The 18,034-nt window shown below is 70.1% G+C and carries 18 protein-coding genes; 8 read left to right on the plus strand and 10 right to left on the minus strand.

What is annotated here, in order from left to right; all coding sequences use genetic code 11:
* The first annotated feature begins 90 nt into the window (after positions 1-90).
* The 4 genes from AAHG09_RS10415 (at position 91) to AAHG09_RS10430 (ending at position 2,776) form a co-directional block, all read left to right on the plus strand.
* On the plus strand, positions 91-321 hold the full coding sequence (locus tag AAHG09_RS10415) for a hypothetical protein (protein ID WP_342106987.1): 231 nt from the start codon (positions 91-93) through the stop codon (positions 319-321).
* Positions 322-431: 110 nt separating this feature from the next.
* Positions 432-617 carry a hypothetical protein gene (locus tag AAHG09_RS10420; protein WP_342106989.1) on the plus strand — a complete coding sequence of 62 codons (186 nt, stop codon included), beginning with the start codon at positions 432-434 and terminating at the stop codon, positions 615-617.
* Positions 618-1,657: 1,040 nt separating this feature from the next.
* Positions 1,658-2,443 carry a sugar transferase gene (locus tag AAHG09_RS10425; protein ID WP_342106991.1) on the plus strand — a complete coding sequence of 262 codons (786 nt, stop codon included), beginning with the start codon at positions 1,658-1,660 and terminating at the stop codon, positions 2,441-2,443.
* A 102-nt stretch (positions 2,444-2,545) separates the two neighbouring features.
* On the plus strand, positions 2,546-2,776 hold the full coding sequence (locus AAHG09_RS10430) for a hypothetical protein (protein WP_160532660.1): 231 nt from the start codon (positions 2,546-2,548) through the stop codon (positions 2,774-2,776).
* A gap of 126 nt (positions 2,777-2,902) precedes the next feature.
* Here AAHG09_RS10430 and AAHG09_RS10435 read toward each other — a convergent pair whose 3' ends face one another.
* The 4 genes from AAHG09_RS10435 to AAHG09_RS10450 all read right to left on the minus strand — a co-directional run bounded on the left by AAHG09_RS10435 (position 2,903) and on the right by AAHG09_RS10450 (position 8,106).
* Positions 2,903-3,733: an alpha/beta hydrolase gene (locus AAHG09_RS10435; RefSeq protein ID WP_342106994.1), complete on the minus strand. Its 831-nt coding sequence runs from the start codon at positions 3,731-3,733 to the stop codon at positions 2,903-2,905.
* 66 nt (positions 3,734-3,799) lie between these two features.
* Positions 3,800-4,810 (minus strand): SDR family oxidoreductase, encoded by a 1,011-nt coding sequence (locus AAHG09_RS10440; protein WP_342106995.1) that lies wholly within the window; start codon positions 4,808-4,810, stop codon positions 3,800-3,802.
* A gap of 222 nt (positions 4,811-5,032) precedes the next feature.
* Entirely contained in the window at positions 5,033-6,529 is a 1,497-nt protein-coding gene (locus AAHG09_RS10445) for a PAS domain-containing protein (RefSeq protein ID WP_342106996.1), read from the minus strand.
* A 146-nt stretch (positions 6,530-6,675) separates the two neighbouring features.
* Complete coding sequence (locus AAHG09_RS10450) at positions 6,676-8,106, minus strand: mannose-1-phosphate guanylyltransferase/mannose-6-phosphate isomerase (RefSeq protein WP_342106998.1); 1,431 nt, start codon at positions 8,104-8,106, stop codon at positions 6,676-6,678.
* A gap of 197 nt (positions 8,107-8,303) precedes the next feature.
* Between AAHG09_RS10450 and selA the strand changes: the two genes are divergently transcribed.
* Both selA and AAHG09_RS10460 read left to right on the plus strand, forming a co-directional pair.
* Positions 8,304-9,782, plus strand: a complete 1,479-nt coding sequence (gene selA, locus AAHG09_RS10455) for an L-seryl-tRNA(Sec) selenium transferase (RefSeq protein WP_342107000.1) — start codon at positions 8,304-8,306, stop codon at positions 9,780-9,782.
* A 93-nt stretch (positions 9,783-9,875) separates the two neighbouring features.
* Positions 9,876-10,346, plus strand: a complete 471-nt coding sequence (locus AAHG09_RS10460) for a MarR family winged helix-turn-helix transcriptional regulator (RefSeq protein WP_342107001.1) — start codon at positions 9,876-9,878, stop codon at positions 10,344-10,346.
* A gap of 106 nt (positions 10,347-10,452) precedes the next feature.
* Here the strand turns inward: AAHG09_RS10460 and AAHG09_RS10465 are convergent, their stop codons facing one another.
* Entirely contained in the window at positions 10,453-11,826 is a 1,374-nt protein-coding gene (locus AAHG09_RS10465) for a pentapeptide repeat-containing protein (protein ID WP_342107003.1), read from the minus strand.
* Positions 11,827-11,876: 50 nt separating this feature from the next.
* Positions 11,877-14,195: an FdhF/YdeP family oxidoreductase gene (locus AAHG09_RS10470; RefSeq protein WP_342107005.1), complete on the minus strand. Its 2,319-nt coding sequence runs from the start codon at positions 14,193-14,195 to the stop codon at positions 11,877-11,879.
* Positions 14,196-14,347: 152 nt separating this feature from the next.
* Between AAHG09_RS10470 and AAHG09_RS10475 the strand changes: the two genes are divergently transcribed.
* Positions 14,348-14,521 (plus strand): metallothionein, encoded by a 174-nt coding sequence (locus AAHG09_RS10475; protein ID WP_342107007.1) that lies wholly within the window; start codon positions 14,348-14,350, stop codon positions 14,519-14,521.
* Between the two features lie 41 nt (positions 14,522-14,562).
* Here the strand turns inward: AAHG09_RS10475 and AAHG09_RS10480 are convergent, their stop codons facing one another.
* From AAHG09_RS10480 to AAHG09_RS10490, 3 genes are all read right to left on the minus strand, one after another.
* Positions 14,563-14,850, minus strand: a complete 288-nt coding sequence (locus AAHG09_RS10480; protein ID WP_342107008.1) for an MTH1187 family thiamine-binding protein — start codon at positions 14,848-14,850, stop codon at positions 14,563-14,565.
* A 156-nt stretch (positions 14,851-15,006) separates the two neighbouring features.
* Positions 15,007-15,336 carry a CsbD family protein gene (locus AAHG09_RS10485; protein ID WP_342107009.1) on the minus strand — a complete coding sequence of 110 codons (330 nt, stop codon included), beginning with the start codon at positions 15,334-15,336 and terminating at the stop codon, positions 15,007-15,009.
* A 193-nt stretch (positions 15,337-15,529) separates the two neighbouring features.
* Positions 15,530-16,867, minus strand: a complete 1,338-nt coding sequence (locus AAHG09_RS10490) for an adenylate/guanylate cyclase domain-containing protein (RefSeq protein ID WP_342107010.1) — start codon at positions 16,865-16,867, stop codon at positions 15,530-15,532.
* A 200-nt stretch (positions 16,868-17,067) separates the two neighbouring features.
* Here AAHG09_RS10490 and AAHG09_RS10495 point away from each other — a divergent pair, with 200 nt between their 5' ends.
* On the plus strand, positions 17,068-17,763 hold the full coding sequence (locus AAHG09_RS10495) for a VIT1/CCC1 transporter family protein (RefSeq protein ID WP_342107013.1): 696 nt from the start codon (positions 17,068-17,070) through the stop codon (positions 17,761-17,763).
* Here AAHG09_RS10495 and AAHG09_RS10500 read toward each other — a convergent pair whose 3' ends face one another.
* A complete protein-coding gene (locus AAHG09_RS10500; RefSeq protein WP_342107014.1) occupies positions 17,764-18,012 on the minus strand; it encodes a hypothetical protein in 249 nt (82 codons plus the stop codon).
* Positions 18,013-18,034: the final 22 nt, after the last annotated feature.

Here is an 18,034-nt window from a genome sequence, read left to right on the forward strand (position 1 = left end):
ACACAGGCACTGCGGCGGGCCCGGACGCGATGGCGCGGGCCCCGGGATCGGTCTACCACCCGACCCGGGCCGGGACGGGGACGGGCGGCGATGAAGGGTCTGTTGCTGAACGCGCTGCTCGGCCTGGGGCTCGGCCGGTTCGGCTCGGTGTGGTGGCTTCTGGCGTTCCTGCCGGTCGTGGCGGGGGAGCTGGCCTACGGGATGTACATCCACCACCTCAGCACCGGCGGCAGCATGCGCCGGGGCCTGGCCCTGCTGGTCTGCGGGCAGCTCGGCTTCCTGCTCGGCGCCCTCATGCGACCCATGCGCGGTGAAACATGACGCACAGGCGTCGTCGATCGTCGCTTTAACCACATGCACAAAGTGTAGGCGTTTCCTCCAAGCGCAGGACAGGTCATTGCGTCTCATCCCGTGAGTGGGGATGTGAGGGCATGGATCCGTCTCAAAATGATAAGGTCGGCGGGGTGCGAGCCGCGCCGCAGCCTCGATGGCGCCAGCGCGCGTTCGCGCGCTTCGGCACGCCCGCAATCCTGTTCGCCGTGCTGTTCGTGGTGGTGGCCTGGATGGGCTTTCTAGGATGGGTCCTGTTCGGACTGGTCGGCCGGCTTATCGGCTAGCGGGTGATGCGCGAAGGCGTCGTCCGGCGACACCGGCGCGGTACGGCACAGGCGCCAGAACGCCAGAAACCCCGTGACGTAGGCGGCGGACACCACGGTGGCCCATGACATGTCCGGAGCTCCTGCCGAGCGTCGCGCGGTCCGAACCGTGATCGTCGCGGGCCCGCGCGAAGGGGAGCCGATCCCGGAGCGTCACCTTACCGGTGCCGATGTTAACCGGACGTCATCCCAATCGCGCTGCACCGGGACGGTCCCGACGGGCGTCGTATGACTTCCACGACGACGCCTCTCCGGATGGCGCATCGCAGGCCGGCTTCGTTGAGGGGTGCGACCGCGAATGCATTCGACGGTCGGAGTCGTCGTGCTGGCGGAATCGTGTTCTGATCCGAATCGGGACTGGGCACCCATCGTCGCCCGCTCGGATCAGGGCATCGGACCGAGAGCCTGAGTGCGGATGCGGCGTGGCGCTCCGGCGTCGCCGGCCCATCGACGCGGCGTGCTTCGAGAGTTCGGCTGCGCGCTCGGGTGACACCATGATCGGAAGCTGGGCCGATCAGCCCTGTCCGGCATTCTGGTCTTCAACTGTGGGCCATTCCGAGCGGCGCTGGGCGCTGTCGGCTCCCATCACGCTGATCCCATCAAACGGGTTGCAACGGTTTGGGCTGCTCAACCGTTTGTGCCGGGAATGCTGCTGCGCGAAAGCGACGGCGCCGCACGCGTGTGGCCTAACGAGGCTGTTCTCGGGGCCTGATCCGAATCGGATCCGTTGCGGTGCACAGCAGAGGAACGTTGGGCCTCAGGCGCCTTGCGCGCAGGTTGGGTCAAGAGACGGATCAGTAGAAAATACCGGGCGGTCTTCGCCTCGGGTGCTCAGATGCGCCGGCCTATAGCCTAGCTGTGGTCGATCGCACTGCCGAAATCTTCCTTGATCTGTGAAAATTGCCGAGAATCGGGTTGCGGCGCTGCAATTATCAGACTATGAGCGTCGCTATAACCAATCATTAACTTTCGCCATTGGGCTCGCCAAAGGAGCTGAGACCATGCTGACTCGTGCTGAGCCCGCCTCCGTCGACTTCGCTGCAGCGCAGCACGCGGCCGAGCAGGCGACCGTCGTCGAGCTGGGCGCCGCCCATCTGGCCCCCGCCCATCTGGCCCCCGAGGGCGTCACCGGCCTCGTCCTGCCCGAGACCCCCTTTGTCGCCCGCGGCCTGCGCCTCGACTGGGCGGCCAAGCGCGGGCTGGACATCACCGTCGCGGTCACCGCCCTGTTCCTCCTGCTGCCGCTCCTGCTGCTCATCGCCCTCCTGGTTTGGGCCGGCGACGGACGCGCCCCGATCTTCCGCCACATGCGGCTCGGCCGCGACGGCCGCGCGTTCGGCTGCCTCAAGTTCCGCTCCATGGTCGCCGACGGCGAGGCGGTGCTGAACGCCCACCTGGCCGCCGACGCCCAGGCCCGGGCCGAGTGGGCCGCCACCCACAAGCTGACCAACGATCCGCGTATCACCCCGATCGGCCAGGTGCTGCGCAAGACCTCGCTGGACGAGCTGCCCCAGCTCTGGAACGTCCTGCGCGGCGAGATGAGCTTGGTCGGGCCGCGCCCGATCGTGCAGGCCGAGGTCGCCCGCTACGGCCGCGCGTTCCAGACCTGCTTTGCCGTGCCGCCGGGGGTGACCGGGCTGTGGCAGGTCTCGGGGCGCTCGGACACGAGCTACGCCGAGCGCGTGGCGCTGGATCTGGACTATGCCAGCCGCTGGAGCCTGCGCCGGGACATCGCGATCATGCTGCGCACCATCCCGGCGGTGCTGGCCCAGCGCGGCAGCCGCTGAGACAGCAACGCGACACAGGCACTGCGGCGGGCCCGGACGCGATGGCGCGGGCCCCGGGATCGGTCTACCACCCGACCCGGGCCGGGACGGGGACGGGCGGCGATGAAGGGTCTGTTGCTGAACGCGCTGCTCGGCCTGGGGCTCGGCCGGTTCGGCTCGGTGTGGTGGCTTCTGGCGTTCCTGCCGGTCGTGGCGGGGGAACTGGCCTACGGGGTGTACATCCATCACCTCAGCACCGGCGGCAGCATGCGCCGGGGCCTAGCCCTTCTGGTCTGCGGGCAGCTCGGCTTCCTGCTCGGCGCCCTCATGCGACCCATGCGCGGTGAAACATGACGCCCAGGCGCGAAATTCGAGCGCGCCCGCCTGCCTCGCACAGACGTGATCGCCGATCAGCAGCCCAGGCCGTGTGACGACCGTCGCGAGGCCGACGGAGCGTGCCGGTCTCGCAGCGGGCCGCGTTTACCGAAGCGAGAGCGCCGCCCGTACGACCGCTGCCCCATGGGTATGGTGCAGCATGTGGCCGGCATCGGGCAGGCGTTCGAGCCGCGCGCCGGGGATCAGGTGGGCGACGGGCCGGGCGTGCAGGGCCGTACTGACCACCAGATCGGCGTTGCCGGCGACGAGCCGGACCGGGGCCCGCATCGTGGGATAGGCCATCATGCTGCGGGTGAGCCCCGGCCAGAGCCAGCCGGCATCCTCGCCCTCGGCGGTGATCTGCGCTGGCCGCCCCGCCAGATCGAACGGAAAGGCCCGGGCAAAATGTTCCGGCATCGGTCCGGGGAAGAACATGGCGTTCCACAGCAGCGGCAGCAGGGCCTTGTCGCTGGTTGCGCCGAGCAGATGCGACAGAGGATCGCCGCCGACCGGCAGGGCGCGGGGGCCGAACAGCACCTGTTCCAGGCGCATCTCCGGGAAGCAGATCGGCGCCACCGCGACGACGCCCGCGATCTCCTCCGGATGGAGCTGGCCGTAGGCCAGCGCGACCGCCCCGCCGAAGGAGTGCCCCAGGATCACGGGCTTGTGCAGACCGAGGCACCGCACCGCGTCCCGGATGCGCGCGGCCTGATCCCAGAGGTCGGCGCCACGGCCACGCGGCCGCAGGCTGAAGCCGTGACAGGGTCGATCGACCGCGACGACGCGAAAATGCCCGGCCAGGGCCGGCACCGGCCCGAGCCAGAGATCCTCCAGGCACATGAGGGTGCCGTGGATGGCCACCAGATCGGGGCCGGACCCGGTTTCCGCGTAGAAGATCGTCCGCTCATCCGACAGCCGGACGATCCGGCGCGGCACGACGCGGGGGTCTCTTTGCGCATCCGGGGCCGCAGGCCCGGGCAACGGTTCGGCTGCGGCCATCGATTACGGGCGCCGCCTGCGGCTCGCAGGCGCCATGACGGCCAGGGCGGTCGCGGCTCCGACGCCGAGGAGACCGGCGGCGGCTGCCAGCGGGTGCAGGGTCGCCCGCGTATACACGCTGGTGCGCATCACGGGGATGGGCGGGTCGCCCCGCATCTCGCCCGCCGGCACGGGCGCGTGCAGGGCGCCGGCCGGGTTGCGCGGTGCGCTCGCGCGCTTCTGCAGGGCGACGATCGCGGGGGCCAGGTAATCGTAGGCGCCCGGTGCGAATTCCTTTCCGGCCGTGAAGATCTTGCCGGCGCCCCCCACGACGATGTCGCGCTGCGGATGCACGGCCGCGTGCAGGATGGCGTTCGCCACTTCCTCGGGCGGGTAGATCGGCGGCGGCAGGCTCGGCTCGCGGTCCATGTAGTTGCGCGCCCGCTGGGGCAGGGGGGTGTCGATCGAGGCCGGCTTGATCAGCGTGACCGAGACCGGCGCCTTCTCGTAGAGCAGTTCCATGCGCAGGGCGTCGGTGAACCCCTTCACCGCATGCTTCGAGGCCGCGTACATGCCCTGGTAGGGGAACGCGAGGTCCGAGGCGATGCTGCCCACGTTGACGAGGGCGCCGCCGCCCTGCCGCAGGTGCTCGATCGCCACCAGGGAGCCGAACACCGTGCCCCAGAAGTTGGTCTGGATCAGGCGCTCATGATCGGCGTCGCTGATCTCGCGCAGCTTACCGTAGATCGAGCCCCCCGCCACGTTCACCCAGGTGTCGAAGCCGCCGAAGGTCGCCACCGCGCGGTCGGCGATCGCCTGGACATTCGCCCGGTCGCCGACATCCGCCACGACGTGGATCGCCTTGCCGCCGATGCCCTCGATCTCGGCCTGGATGCGCGCCAGGGCGTCGCCGCTGCGCGCTGCCAGCACCACCCGGGCGCCGCGCTCCGCTGCCATGCGGGCCGTGGCGAGGCCGATGCCCGAGGATGCCCCGGTGATCACGATGACCTGCTCGCGGAGCGGCTTGTGCTTCATGCGGTGAACCCCGGAAACCGAACGTGCGCCGCCGGGCCGGTCGAGGCCGCGGCTGTCGCATGTCGGGCTATCCACCGGGTGGCGTGGTTTGTTCCTCGGACGAACGGCGGTCTCTGCGTCGCAGGAGGGAGCGCTTCAAGGGGCCGCCCCGTGGGGCCGTCTGCAGGGTCGAAACGGCGCATCGGCCACATGGCGGAGACGGCCTTCGTGCCTGTCGTCCCGCTAATCCGTCTGAACAGGCTCGTCGCTCGACGCCAGCGGGTCGGGTAACGGAGCTTCGGCCGTGAAGACGAGCCCCGTCGACCGGTAATCCATCTCGGCCGTGCCGCCGAGCTCCGTGGCGAGCGTGCGCTCGATCAGGCGGCTCCCGAAGCCCTGGCGTTCAGGGGACGCGACCGGTGGCCCGTCGAACTCCTCCCATCGGAGCCGAAGCCGATCGGGCTTCACACCATCGATGACGTCCCAATCGAAGCGGATATGCCCTGCCTCGTTGGAAAGCGCGCCGTACTTCACCGCGTTGGTCGCCAGTTCATGCAGCGCCATCGACAGGGCGAGGGCAGACCGAGACGGTAGCCGGGCATCCGGTCCACCCGAGCGGATGCGGCGCGTGCCGGATTGAATGAAGGGGGCCAGCGCGGAGGTCACGACCTCGGCGACCGTCGCGCCGTCCCAACGCTCGCGCGTCAGCACGTCGTGGGCCGCCGCCAGTGATCCGATCCGAGCACCGATCCGGGCCTGCGCCTCATCCATCGACGGGGCCGTGCGCATCGTCTGGTTGATGATCGACTGGATGGTGGCGAGCGTGTTCTTGACCCGATGGTCGAGTTCGCGCGCGAGGAAGGCCCGATGCTCCTCCAGGCGCTTGCGATCGGTGATGTCGAGGGAGACGCACACCATGCTGAGCGGGGTGCCGTCCAGCGCGTAAAAGGGCTGGCCACGCACTTCGACCCAGCGCACCTCGCCGGACGGCATGGTCACCCGGTACTCGATCTCGTAGTCCGCCCTGTCCGCCACGGACGCGGCCAGGGTCGCCTGCATGCGCTCGAGGTCGTCCGGGTGGATCATCGCGAGCAGGTCGGCGTACGAGAACGGCTCGTCGGCCCGTCGCCCGAAGATCGCCTTGCAGCCCTCCGAGGCGACGGTGTAGCCACTCTGCAGGTCGACGGTGCAGGTCCCCATACGCCCGGCCTTGAGGACGAATCTGAGGCGTTGCTCGCTGTGGCTCAGTGCAGCGGTACGGCGCTCGAAGGCGGCTTCCAGCGCGTCGCGGTCCTGCTGCAGGCGCATCAAGCGTTCGCGCTCGAGGGTCACGTCGAACTGGGAGGCGAAGAAGAAGTTCAACGCGCCGTCATCGTCATCGAAGACGGGGGCGATGAGGAGGCGGTTCCAGAACGTGTCGCCGTTCTTCTTGTAGTTCAGGAGATCGACTTCGATCTGCCGGCGGCGATGGATGGCGTCTCGGATACGACCGATATCGTCGCGATTCGTATCGGGGCCCTGTAGAAATCGACAGTTGCGGCCTATGATTTCCTCGCGCGCATAGCCCGTCAGCCTGCTGAACGCGTCGTTGACGAAGATGATGGGGTTATCGGGCTGATGCGGATCGGTGATGAGCATCGGCATGCGTGTCGCGCGGACGGCCGCAGCGAACGGGTCGCCGCCGCTCACCTTCCGCACGATCTCAAAAGCCAGCCGATCCCTTTCGGCTTGGGTCGGCACCGCGTTGGCCCTCACTCAGGATGACCTTGACGGTACGGATACCAACCTATGATGGCAACCGCGACGCTCGGTCGCTCTCGCGTCGCATGCGGATCGTTGCGTGCGATCGACCGGGACCGATACCGGTCAGCCCCGTCAGCCCGCGCTCACCGCCCGTAGATATCCTCGACGCGGATGATGTCGTCCTCGCCGGTATACGAGCCGACCTGCACCTCGATCAGCTCCAGCGGGATCTTGCCGGGGTTGGACAGGCGGTGCATCGAGCCGATCGGCAGGTAGATCGCCTCGTTCTCGTGGACCAGCGTCACCCGCTCATCCACCGTCACCTCGGCGGTGCCGCGCACCACCACCCAGTGCTCGGCCCGGTGGTAGTGCTTCTGCAGCGACAGCCGCCCGCCCGGCACCACCTGGATCCGCTTCACCTGGAACCGCTCGCCGATGTCGATCCGCTGGTACCAGCCCCAGGGCCGGTACATCCGCAGATGCGCGTCCGCCTCCGGCTCGCCCGAGGCCCGCAGGGCGTTGACGAGGTCCTTCACCTGGCCGGAATGCGCCTTCGAGGCCACCAGCACCGCGTCGGGGGTCGAGACCACCACGACGTCCTCCAGCCCCACCACCGCGGTCAGGCCCCCGCCCTGGCTGTGCACGAGGCTGTTCCGCGTCCCGATCAGCGAGACCCGGCCCCGCACCGCGTTGCCGGCCGCGTCATGATCCAGAACCTGCCAGACCGCGTCCCAGGTGCCGACATCCGACCACGCGAACGACACCGGCAGCACGCCGGCCTGGGCGGTCCGCTCCATCACCGCGTAGTCGATCGAGATCTTGGGCGCCTTGGCGAACGCCTCGGCATCGAGGCGCACGAAGTCGAGGTCGGTCACCGCCGCCGCGTAGGCCGCGCGGGCGGCCGCCAGCACCTCGGGCACGAAGGCTTCGAGCTCGGCCAGCATCAGGTCGGCGCGGAACAGGAAGTAGCCGGAGTTCCACAGGGCGCCCTCCGCGATCAGCGCCTCGGCGCCGGCCCGGTCGGGCTTCTCGACGAAGCGGGCGACCCGGGCGGCGCCCGGCGCCTCGTGGATCGGCTCGCCGCGGCGGATATAGCCGTAATCGGTGGCCGGGCGGTCCGGCTCGATCCCGAGCGTCATGGTGTAGCCGGCCCGCGCCCCTGCGGCGGCGCGCTCCACGGCGTCCACGAAGGCGGCGACGTCGGGCACGACGTGGTCGGCGGCCATGATCAGCACCACGGCCTCCGGATCGGTCGCGGCGGCGTGCAGCGCGGCGACCGCCACGGCGGCGGCGGAGTCGCGGCCCTGCGGCTCGAGCAGGATGTCGGCGGTGAGACCCAGCTGGTCGCGCTGCTCGGCGACGATGAAGCGGGCTTCGGCCGAGGCGATGACGGTGGGCTTGGCGAACACGGCCTTGTCGGCGACCCGTTCCAGGCTGGCCTGGAAGGTCGAGGCCTTCGCGTCCACCAGCTTGGCGAACTGCTTGGGCATGCTCTCGCGCGAGGCCGGCCACAGGCGCGTCCCCGTCCCCCCGCAGAGGATCATCGGATGGATCGGGGCAGCAGATCGGGACATGCGGCGTCTCCCGCGGCGGGTTGCGGTCGTGGCGTGATCGCGCGGTATGGGCTGGGCCGCAAGGATGCGGAATGCCGGCGCCCACGGTTTTCAGGACTTGCCCTTAACGGCGCGGCGAGGATGGAACAACCTGCGCGGATTATCCGCGCTGGTCTGGACTGGCCCAGCACAATCCGATCGTTATCTCTGGTCCTGCCATGACTTCACCCGCCAAGACTCATCCGACACCCGATCGCGCCGCGCCGGATCCGCGGCGGATCCCGTCGGTCGAGCGGCTGGTCGGCGGCGCGTCGCCGGAGGATCTCGCCGCCTTCGGGCGCACGGCCTTCACCGGAACCGTTCGGGCCATCCTCTCCGGTATCCGGGCCGCGGGCGGACCCGTGCCCGACGAGGCGGCGATCCGGGCGGAGGCCACGCGAAGGCTCGCCGCCGAGCGACGCCCCTCCCTGCGGCCGGTGTTCAACCTGACCGGCACGGTGCTGCACACCAATCTCGGGCGCGCCCTGTTGCCCCGCTCGGCCGCCGAGGCCGTGGCGGCCGTCATGGTGCAGGCGAGCAACCTCGAATTCGATCTCGAGACCGGTGCCCGCGGCGAGCGGGACGACCATATCGAGGCCCTGATCTGCCGCCTGACCGGCGCCGAGGCCGCCGTGGTGGTCAACAACAATGCGGCCGCCGTCCTGCTGGTTCTGAACGCGCTTGCCATGCGCAAGGAGGTCGTGGTCTCCCGCGGCGAACTCGTGGAGATCGGCGGCTCGTTCCGGGTGCCGGACGTGATGGTGCGGGCCGGCTGCCGGCTGCGGGAGGTCGGTACCACTAACCGCACCCACCTGCGCGACTACGCGGAGGCGATCGGCCCGCGCACCGGCCTCGTCATGAAGGTCCATCCGAGCAACTACGCCATCGCGGGCTTCACGGCCGCAGCCGACCCAGACGCCCTGCACGCCCTTTGCCGGGAGCGCGGCGTGCCCCTGGCGGACGATCTCGGCAGCGGCAACCTCGTCGATCTCGCCGCCTACGGCCTGCCCCCCGAGCCCACCGTCCGGGCGGCCCTGGAGCGGGCCGATATCGTCACCTTCAGCGGCGACAAGCTGCTCGGCGCGGTCCAGTGCGGTATCGTGGCGGGCCGCAAGGATCTGATCGCCCGCGTACGCAAGAATCCGCTGAAGCGCGCGCTGCGGGTCGATAAGATGACCTACGCGGCCCTTGAAGCGGTGCTGCGGCTCTACCTGCACCCCGAGCGGCTGGCCGAGGAGCTGCCGACCCTGCGGCTGCTGACGCGGGATCGGGCCGCGATCGCCGCCCAGGCGGAACGCCTCGCCCCCGCGGTGGCGCAGCGCCTCGCCGGCTGGGCCCAGGTCTCAGTCACGGATTGCATCAGCCAGATCGGATCCGGTGCCCTGCCGGTGGAGACCCTGCCCAGCGCCGCCCTGGTGCTGACCCCGGACGCGGAAGGCGGAGCGACCCGGCGCGGCGCGGGGGGGCGATGCAAGCGCCTCGCCGAGCGCCTGCGCGGATTGCCGGTGCCGGTGATCGGCCGGATCAGCGGCGACGTCATCCTCCTAGATGTGCGCACGCTCGAAGACGAAGCGGGATTCCTCGGAAGCCTGGACGCCGTCACGCGGCCTGGGCTCGGCGCCGAGCGCGAAGGTCGGGAGACAGATAGCCCGCGCTGAAGCTCGTGTGCCGGCTTCCTGTATTGTGGTATAATGACAAGCCCGCGGTCGCGGTCGAGAGGTGCGGTAGCTGGACCGCGATAGGCGAACGATATGGTGCAGAGTGCCGACACGGTGGAGGACGAGCGCGAGTTTGATCCGCTTCTCCTCGACAATCAGCTTTGTTACGCCCTCTATGCAGCCGCGCACCGGATGACGAAGTCCTACCGGCCGCTGCTGGAGCGGCTCGGGCTGACCTATCCACAGTATCTCGTGCTGCTGGTGCTGTGGGAGCAGGACGGCGTTACGGTCTCGGAGATCGGCCGGAGGCTGCGGCTTGATTCCGGCACGCTCACGCCGGTGCTGAAGCGCCTGGAGAGCGCGGGCTTCCTGTTGCGCACCCGCCGCCAGTCGGACGAGCGCGAGGTCGAGATCGCCCTGACGCCGGAGGGCGCCGCATTGCGCGCCGACGCCGTGTCGGTCCGCGAGGCCGTCATGTGCCAGCTCGAACTGAGCGAGCCGGAGATCCGGGCCCTGCGCAAGGATCTGAGCCTGGTGATCGAACGGCTGAGCGTGGGGGAGTGAGGGCTCGGTCTTGATTGAGCCGCTGCGCGGCTTGTTCTCGTGCCGGATCCCGGGCGCATTCCGCTGACGCGGCATGCGCCCGTAAAAGGACGTCGCGCTTCGTTCTCTACCGCCGCAGGCGGTTGCCCAGAACGAAGCCGTAGAGCCCCATCAGGATGATGCCGACCGCCCCCTCGATGCCGACCAGCAGGTTGGTGACGCGGCCGGTGGGCTTGAGGCCGATCTCCGGCGGATTCGCGGTCATCATGTTGAGGGCGCTGTAGCTCAGGAGATCGAGGGGGTTGTAGGTCGGCCCCGCCTCGGGCCCCTCCAGGATGATCAGGCCGCCGGTCAGGCCATAGAGGCCGCCGAACACCACGATCAGCAGCGCGAAGGCCCGGGCGATGCGCGACAGGCTCTCGCCGTAATCGCACAGCCACTCGACGAACCGGTCGGCACTCCAGCGGTAGCCGTGCCGCAGCGCCCCGGCCCCGTCGCGCGCGCGCCATGCCGCGCGGGCCTGTTGGCCGGCGTGAAAGCGGCCCATCCGGCGGCCGCGCTTGTAGGCCCAGCTCGCCGCGTCGTGGCTGCCGATGCTCTTCCAGTTCTGCTCCAGGGCGAGGTAGCTCGCCTGTGCGGCCTCGAAGGCCCCCGCCACCTCCTCGCCGACCGCCCCGCCGAGCTGCTCGACGCTCATCCGTGTCCCGTTGAGCCATGCGCCGGAAAAGCGGGCATGGTGCAGCCGGCAGGTGGCGAGGTTCAGCCGCACGAGGTCAGTGTCCGAGAGGTCGGCGCCGGAGAGGTCCGCCCCATCGAGCTTCGCCCCCGAAAAGTTCGCCCCCCGCAGGCGCGAACCCGCCAGCGTCGCCTTGGCGAGGCTCGCATCGGCGAAATCCGCGTGGGTGAGGTTGGCGTCGGCGAGCTTGGCCTCATCGAGCCGTGCGCCGCGGAACACGGTGTCGTCCGCGTCCGCCCCGGTGAAGTTCGCGCCCCAGAGATCCGCCGCGGCGAAGTCCGTGCCGTCGAGCAGCGCGCCGGACAGGTCGGCGAAGCGCATCGCGGCCTGCCCGAAGCGCGCATCCTCCAGCATGGCGCCGGCGAACCGCACCTGACCCGCCATGATGCCGGAAAAGTCCGCCCCCGACAGGTCGGCATCGGAGAGGTCGGCCTCTTCCAGGATCGCGCCGGTGAAGCGGGTGGACCGTCCGACCGCACCCACGAGATTGGCCCGGCGCAGGTTCGCCCCCGAGAGGTCGGCCTCCTCCATGCGGGCCCGGGACAGGTCGGCCCCCGCGAGAGCCAGGCCGCCGGTTTCGGGATCCGCACCCTGGCCCGCGCCGAACCCGGCGGCCACGAGGGCGTCCCGGGATGCGCTCAGCCGCGAGATGTCGCACCCGGCGTCCCGCACCGGCACCTCCGCGGCGATCCGGGCGAGGAGCGCGCGCAGCCGCGCGTCCCCTTGAGTGTCCGGCCGCGCGTCCGGTGGTGTCGCCTGGTCCATGGCCGTTCCTTGCCGGAGAGCGCGACCGTGCGCCAGACGCCCCGGCAGGTTCAGGCCGGGCGTGTCGCCGCGGTCACCCGCACCGTGATCGCCTTGGCGGCCGGCGTCTTGGCCTGCTCGTCGTGGTGCCAGAGCGGCAGCAGGACGTTCAGTTCCGGATAGTAGCCGCCGCAATTCCCCTCGGGAATGTCGTAGGCGACGACCCGGAGGCCGGTCACCCGTCGGTCCACCTGATCGCCCGCCTCGGTCGCGACGTCGACGCCGCCGCCATCCTGCAGCCCGAGTCGGGCGATGTCCTGCCGGTTCATGAACAGCACGGCACGGGTGCCCTTCACGCCGCGGAAGCGGTCGTCGTAGCCGTAGACCGTGGTGTTGAACTGGTCGTTCGACCGCAGCGTGATGAGGTCGAGGATGTCGTGCCCGCGGGCCGGCAGGTCCGGGTCCGCCTCGAGGCCCGCCGGCACCGCGAAGTTCGCCCGGCCGGTCTCGGTCTCCCACTTCCGGTCGCGGGCCCCGAGGGGCTTGATCAGGCCGCCGGGCTGGAACATGCGCCCGTTGAGGTCGTGGAACACCTTCGGGTAGGTCGCCTCGATGGCCTCGCGGACGCGGCTATAGTCGGCAACCCAGGAATCCCAGGTGACGCGGGGGTTCGCCGGCAGGGTCGCCTTGGCGATCTCGGCCACGATCCACGGCTCGGACCGCAGGTGCGGGCCGACCGGATCGGATGTCCCCCGGGAGCCGTGGAACTGCGCGGTGGAGCTTTCCATCGAGACGGCCTGCGGGCCGCTCGCCTGCTGGTCGATCTCGATCCGCCCGAGGCAGGGCAGGATGTAGGCCACCGCCCCGGTGACGAGGTGCGAGCGGTTGAGCTTCGTCGAGATCTGCACGGTCAGGCGTTGCCTGCGCCAGGCCGGCTCCATCCGGCCGGTATCGGGGATCGCCCGGATGAAGTTGCCGCCGAGGCCGATGAAGGCTTTCACGCTGCCGTCGAGGATGCCCTCGCAGGCCTCGACGGTGTTGAGCCCCTTCTCGCGCGGCGGCTCGAAATCGTAGAGCTCCTTGAGCTTGTCGAGGGGCGCCAGTTCCGGCTTCTCGGTGATGCCGACCGTGCGCTGGCCCTGCACGTTCGAGTGGCCGCGCACCGGGCAGATCCCGGCGCCGGGCTTGCCGATATTACCGCGCAGGAGCAGCAGGTTGACCAGCATCCGCACGGTCTCGGTGCCCTTGCGGTGCTGGGTCAGGCCCATCCCGTAGATGCCGATCACCGCCTTGGAACGCGCGTAGACCGAAGCCGCGGCCTCGAGCCCCTGCCGCGTCAACCCGGAGCGCCGCTCCAGGGCGGCCCAGTCCTGACCTTCGCAGAAACGCACGAAGTCGTCGAAGCCGTGGGTGTGCTCGGCGATAAAGGCGTGGTCGAGCACCCGGGGCTTGCCCGCGGCCTCGGCCCCGCGGTCCATCGCCAGCAGTGCCTTGCACAGGCCGGTGAGCGCCGCGAGGTCGCCGCCGGCCTTCACTTGGTGGTACTGGGTCGAGATCCGGGTGGAGGAACGCGTCAGCATCTCGACCGGCGATTGCGGATCGGTGAAGCGCTCCAGGCCGCGCTCGCGCAGCGGGTTGAAGGTGATGATCTGCGCCCCCCGGCGCCGCGCCTCCTGGAGCGGATGCAGCATCCGGGGCGCATTCGAGCCGACGTTCTGGCCGAAGAAGAAGATCAGGTCGGTGGTCTCGAAATCCTCCAGCAGGACCGTGCCCACCGGGGCGCCGATCGATTGCGGCAGCGCCACCGAGGTCGGCTCGTGGCACATGTTGGAGGAGTCCGGCAGGTTGTTGTTGCCGTAGAGCCGCGCCAGCAGCGCGTACATGTAGCTGGTCTCCAGCGAGGCCCGGCCGGAGGTGTAGAACACCACCGATCGGGGATCCTCCTGGCGCAGGGCCTTCAGCTCCCGGCCGATCTCCGCCAAGGCGTCGCCCCAGGGGACAGGCCGGTAGCGGTCGGTCTCGGGGTCGTAGCGCATCGGATGGGTGAGGCGGCCCTGCTCCTCCAGGGCGTAGTCGCTCCAGCCGAGCAGCTCCGTGACGGTATGCTCCGCGAAGAAATCCGGCGCGGCGCGCCGGCGGGTCTGTTCCCACGCGGTCGCCTTGGCGCCGTTCTCGCAATACTCGAAGGCCAGGGGCTTGGCGGGCTTCGCCCAGGCGCAGGATACGCACATGAAGCCGTCCGGCTTGTTCTGCTTCAGCAGCATAGCCGAACCGGTGATCGGCACGCCCTCCCGGGTCAGGATCTCGACCAGCGATTTGGCCGAACCCCAGCCGCCCGCCGGGCCGTCATAGGGCTCGATCCGAACCTCACCGGTTTCCTGCTCGGCCATGCTGTCCTCCAGACCGGTACGCCAGCGACCGGACCAGGGGAACGCGCGAGAGCCGGGTCGGATCACAGGCGCGTCACTGCAACTCCCCCGCGCTTCCGTTCGGAGCGCAGGAGACTTATCCTCCCGGCGAACCGTTTTCAGGGGAGAGATTGATGGCCAGCGTCGACGTCGAGATGGTGAAGTGCGCCTGCCAGGATTGCGTGTGCGTGATCCCGGTGGCCAAGGCCGTGTCCAAGGACGGCAAGGCCTATTGCTGCGATTCCTGCGCCGAGGGTCACGCCGACCATGACGGGTGCGACCACGCCGGCTGCACCTGCCACGGCTGACGACCCCCGTCCGCGCGGTCCGCAAGTCCGCGCGGCATCGGTCAGGAGACGGCGGCGAGCTTGTCGGCCATGGACTGGTCCTTGTCCCGGCGCGTCGAGAAGATCAGCGTGAAGAAGGTCCGCTGCACGCCCATCTCGGCGAGCTTCGCCTCGCAGCGCTCCGCCAACGCGCAGATCTCCGACAGCTCGCCGTCGATGTTGGTGCCGTTGGGATGCATCGTGGCGGTCAGCCCGCTCGCCTCGATGATCGCCTTCACCGCGCGGACGTAGGGCGACACGGAGGGGCCGACGCCCATCGGCACGATGCACAGGTCGGCGGAGACTTTCATGGCGTTGCTTCCCCGGAGAGTGGTGGGCGCGCTGGACCGTGTCACCCGCACTGGAATGCGCGAAGCGTCAAGCGGAGTGCCGACGCCTACGCGGTCGGGGCGGCCCCTTGCCGGCCCTTCATAGGGGCCGGCGATGACAGCCCCGGCACGCGTGGATCAGAGCTTGCTGATCAGGAGCCCGAGGCCCAGGCCGACGAGCCCGGCCACGACGAGCGAGGCATGGGGCCACTCGACCGACTTCTGGTGGCCTTCCCAGGCGTATTGACGGCCCTGATCGTAGGCCTCCTCGGCCTGGTGGGAGACCGTGTCGGCCGCGTGACGGACGGCATCCTTGGCCTGGCCGTAGAGGTTCTCGGCCGCGCCCTGCGCCTCGTGCAGCCGGCCCTCGAGCGAATCGCCGTGCGAGCCCGTGAGGTCACCGACCGCGCCCTGCACCTTGCCGCCGAGTTCCCGTGCGGCACCCGTGATCCTGTTCGTGTCGACCATGACGTCCTCCGATGCTGTCGTCCTGAACCCGGTGGTCGACCGGTCGTTCCGCAAGTCCTGCCGGCCCGCCGCCGACGCGGAAACGGTTCGTAACCGCCCTTGCAGACCGGAGGGGCGCCGCCGGCGACGCGCGGCGCAGCATCATGGGTCGGCTCGCACGGGGTATGGCACCCCAGGACGGCGACCGGTTTGCCTAGGCCGGCCGGGCCATTCGCTGGCGACCCAGATCCGCCTCGTCGGGGGGCGGGAGGGCTTCGATGGTATAGTAGGCCATCGGCTCCCGCCGGCCACGGAGCGGTTCCCGGCTGATCTCCCGCCACGGCGCCGTGGTCGTGCCGGCCGCGCGTCGGACGGCCTCCGAGGCCAGAACCGACACCCCGTGGCTCTTGGTCGCCTGCTCCAGGCGGGCGGCCACGTTGACCGTGTCGCCCAGCACCGTGAACTCGTAGCGGGCATCCTCGCCGATGATCCCGCTGAACACCTCGCCGCAATGCAGGCCGATGCCGATACGCACGGTCGCGTCGTGGTCACCCTTCTCGTTCCAGCGGGCGATGGCCTCGACCAGATCGCGGGCGAAGGCCACGGCGCGCGCCGCGTCGTCGGCCGTGGGCTCGGGGAGGCCGAACACCACGAGCGCGCCGTCGCCGATAAACTTGTCGACCACGCCCCCGTACAGGCGGGAGATCGCCATGACCCGCCGCCGGAACGCCGACAGGAAGGCCGAGAGTTCGTGCGGATCGAGGCGTTCGGCGATGGTGGTGGAGCCGCGCATGTCGATGAAGGCGATGACCGCCTGCTGCCGCCGGCCGGCCTTCAGGCTGCCGTCGTCGTCGGCGATCCGCGAGGCAAGCTCCTGCGGCAGGAAGCGCGCCAGGCTCCGGCGGCGCGCGGCCTCGCGCGTCGCCGACATGGCGAACAGAACCAGCGCGATCACGACGGCGGCGAACAGACCCCAGATCAGGAGGGCGATGCGGGAGTTCTCGGCCTGCCGCCGGTCCATGAGCGCGGCTTCGTGCTCCTCCATCCGGCCGATGATCGACCGGATCTCGTCCATCACGTCGCGTCCGTGCCCCTGCCGCACGAGGTCCTGGCTGGCCGCGAGGTCTCCGGTGCGCCGCAATTCGACGCTGGTGCCGAGCTCGCTGAGCTTGTCGCGGATCAGCAGGATGAGGGTGTTGAGTTCGGCGCGCTGGCTGTCGTCCCCGTGTATGCGCTCATTGAGCTGGGCGATCTCGCGATTGACCTTCGCGCGTCCGTCGCGGAACGGGCGGAGGAACGTCTCGTCCTCCGTCAGGAGGTAGCCGCGCTGCCCGGTCTCCGCGTCCTGGATCGCCGAGAGCACGCGGCCGAGGAGGCCGTCCACCACCATGGCATGGCGCACCGCCTCGCTGCCGCGTTGCTGATAGGTGAAGGCGCCCACCGCGATGCCGAGCATCGCCAGGATGACGGCGCAGCCCATGACCATGCGATCGACCGTCCGGCTCCGGGCAGGCAGTCGATCGATGACATCGAGGGCGGTGAGTCTGCTCATACGGACGTCGGTCGCGCCTACGTTGCGGCGCGAAGCCTGGGGGCTGCCCCTCAAGAACCGGCTGGTCGCTTGGTTCCCACGCGGTTGTGAATTGCCGTCGCAGCGCTGTGCTGCGGGCTCTGGACCCTATGGCATTGCGCGCTCACCGAGACCCGCGAAACGCCGCGTGACGCAACGCTGCCCCGGAGGATCCTACGACCATGCGCCCCGTCCACACCGAACGACACCTGATCGATCGCATCGGCTGGCTGCGTGCCGCCGTGCTCGGCGCCAATGACGGGCTGGTCTCGACGGCGAGCCTGATCGTGGGCGTGGCGGCCTCGGCCGCCAACACGGGCGAGATCCTGGTCGCCGGCAGCGCCGGCCTCGTGGCCGGCGCGATGTCGATGGCGGCGGGCGAATACGTCTCGGTCAGCTCCCAGGCCGATACCGAGCAGGCCGACCTCACCCGCGAGCGCCGCGAGCTGGCCGACGACCCCGCCGCGGAGCGAGAGGAGCTGGCGCGGATCTACGTCGACCGGGGCCTCGACCACGCGCTGGCGCTTCAGGTCGCCGCGCAGCTCATGGCCAAGGATGCGCTCGGCGCGCACGCCCGGGACGAGCTGGGCATCTCGGAGGTCACGACGGCGCGCCCGGTTCAGGCGGCCCTGACCTCGGCGGCGACGTTCTCCGCCGGGGCGGCCCTGCCGCTCGCGGCCGCGGCGCTCTCGCCGGGCAACCTTGCGGTCTATACGGTTTCGGCGGCTTCGCTGGTGTTCCTGGCGGTGCTCGGCGCGCTCGGCGCGAAGGCCGGCGGTGCGCCCATCGCCCGGGCCACGGCGCGCGTGACCTTCTGGGGCGCCCTGGCCATGGCGGTCACCGCCGGTATCGGGAGCATCGTCGGCAAGGCGGTCTGATCACGGCCCCGGATTGTGGCAGTGAATCTTCGGCGGGGCTGTCGCGCAATCGAGCGAGCAGGCTTGGTCGGGCCGGCAGAACCACTGGAGGGCGCCGGTCTTTTGGCACGAGCCCGAGCAGTGCCGGTGTTCGGCATCGGTCGGCTCGATGAAGGTCGCAGCCGCATCGGGCGAGCGTGCAGGCACCTGCGCGCATGCGACCGATACGGCCGGCCCAAAGGCCAGCGCGGCGAGCATGCTGCGGATCATCGGTTCCAGCTCCCCGGCATGT

Source organism: Methylobacterium guangdongense (assembly GCF_038442355.1).
GTDB lineage: Bacteria > Pseudomonadota > Alphaproteobacteria > Rhizobiales > Beijerinckiaceae > Methylobacterium > Methylobacterium guangdongense.

Excerpts from the sequence above, each read along its gene's own strand:
- AAHG09_RS10415 (WP_342106987.1), top strand. The coding sequence starts at position 91 with ATGAAGGGTCTGTTGCTGAACGCGCTGCTCGGCCTGGGGCTCGGCCGG.
- AAHG09_RS10420 (WP_342106989.1), top strand. The coding sequence starts at position 432 with ATGGATCCGTCTCAAAATGATAAGGTCGGCGGGGTGCGAGCCGCGCCG.
- AAHG09_RS10425 (WP_342106991.1), top strand. The coding sequence starts at position 1,658 with ATGCTGACTCGTGCTGAGCCCGCCTCCGTCGACTTCGCTGCAGCGCAG.
- AAHG09_RS10430 (WP_160532660.1), top strand. The coding sequence starts at position 2,546 with ATGAAGGGTCTGTTGCTGAACGCGCTGCTCGGCCTGGGGCTCGGCCGG.
- AAHG09_RS10440 (WP_342106995.1), bottom strand. The coding sequence starts at position 4,810 with ATGAAGCACAAGCCGCTCCGCGAGCAGGTCATCGTGATCACCGGGGCA.
- AAHG09_RS10450 (WP_342106998.1), bottom strand. The coding sequence starts at position 8,106 with ATGTCCCGATCTGCTGCCCCGATCCATCCGATGATCCTCTGCGGGGGG.
- selA (WP_342107000.1), top strand. The coding sequence starts at position 8,304 with ATGACTTCACCCGCCAAGACTCATCCGACACCCGATCGCGCCGCGCCG.
- AAHG09_RS10460 (WP_342107001.1), top strand. The coding sequence starts at position 9,876 with ATGGTGCAGAGTGCCGACACGGTGGAGGACGAGCGCGAGTTTGATCCG.
- AAHG09_RS10465 (WP_342107003.1), bottom strand. The coding sequence starts at position 11,826 with ATGGACCAGGCGACACCACCGGACGCGCGGCCGGACACTCAAGGGGAC.
- AAHG09_RS10470 (WP_342107005.1), bottom strand. The coding sequence starts at position 14,195 with ATGGCCGAGCAGGAAACCGGTGAGGTTCGGATCGAGCCCTATGACGGC.
- AAHG09_RS10475 (WP_342107007.1), top strand. The coding sequence starts at position 14,348 with ATGGCCAGCGTCGACGTCGAGATGGTGAAGTGCGCCTGCCAGGATTGC.
- AAHG09_RS10480 (WP_342107008.1), bottom strand. The coding sequence starts at position 14,850 with ATGAAAGTCTCCGCCGACCTGTGCATCGTGCCGATGGGCGTCGGCCCC.
- AAHG09_RS10485 (WP_342107009.1), bottom strand. The coding sequence starts at position 15,336 with ATGGTCGACACGAACAGGATCACGGGTGCCGCACGGGAACTCGGCGGC.
- AAHG09_RS10490 (WP_342107010.1), bottom strand. The coding sequence starts at position 16,867 with ATGAGCAGACTCACCGCCCTCGATGTCATCGATCGACTGCCTGCCCGG.
- AAHG09_RS10495 (WP_342107013.1), top strand. The coding sequence starts at position 17,068 with ATGCGCCCCGTCCACACCGAACGACACCTGATCGATCGCATCGGCTGG.
- AAHG09_RS10500 (WP_342107014.1), bottom strand. The coding sequence starts at position 18,012 with ATGATCCGCAGCATGCTCGCCGCGCTGGCCTTTGGGCCGGCCGTATCG.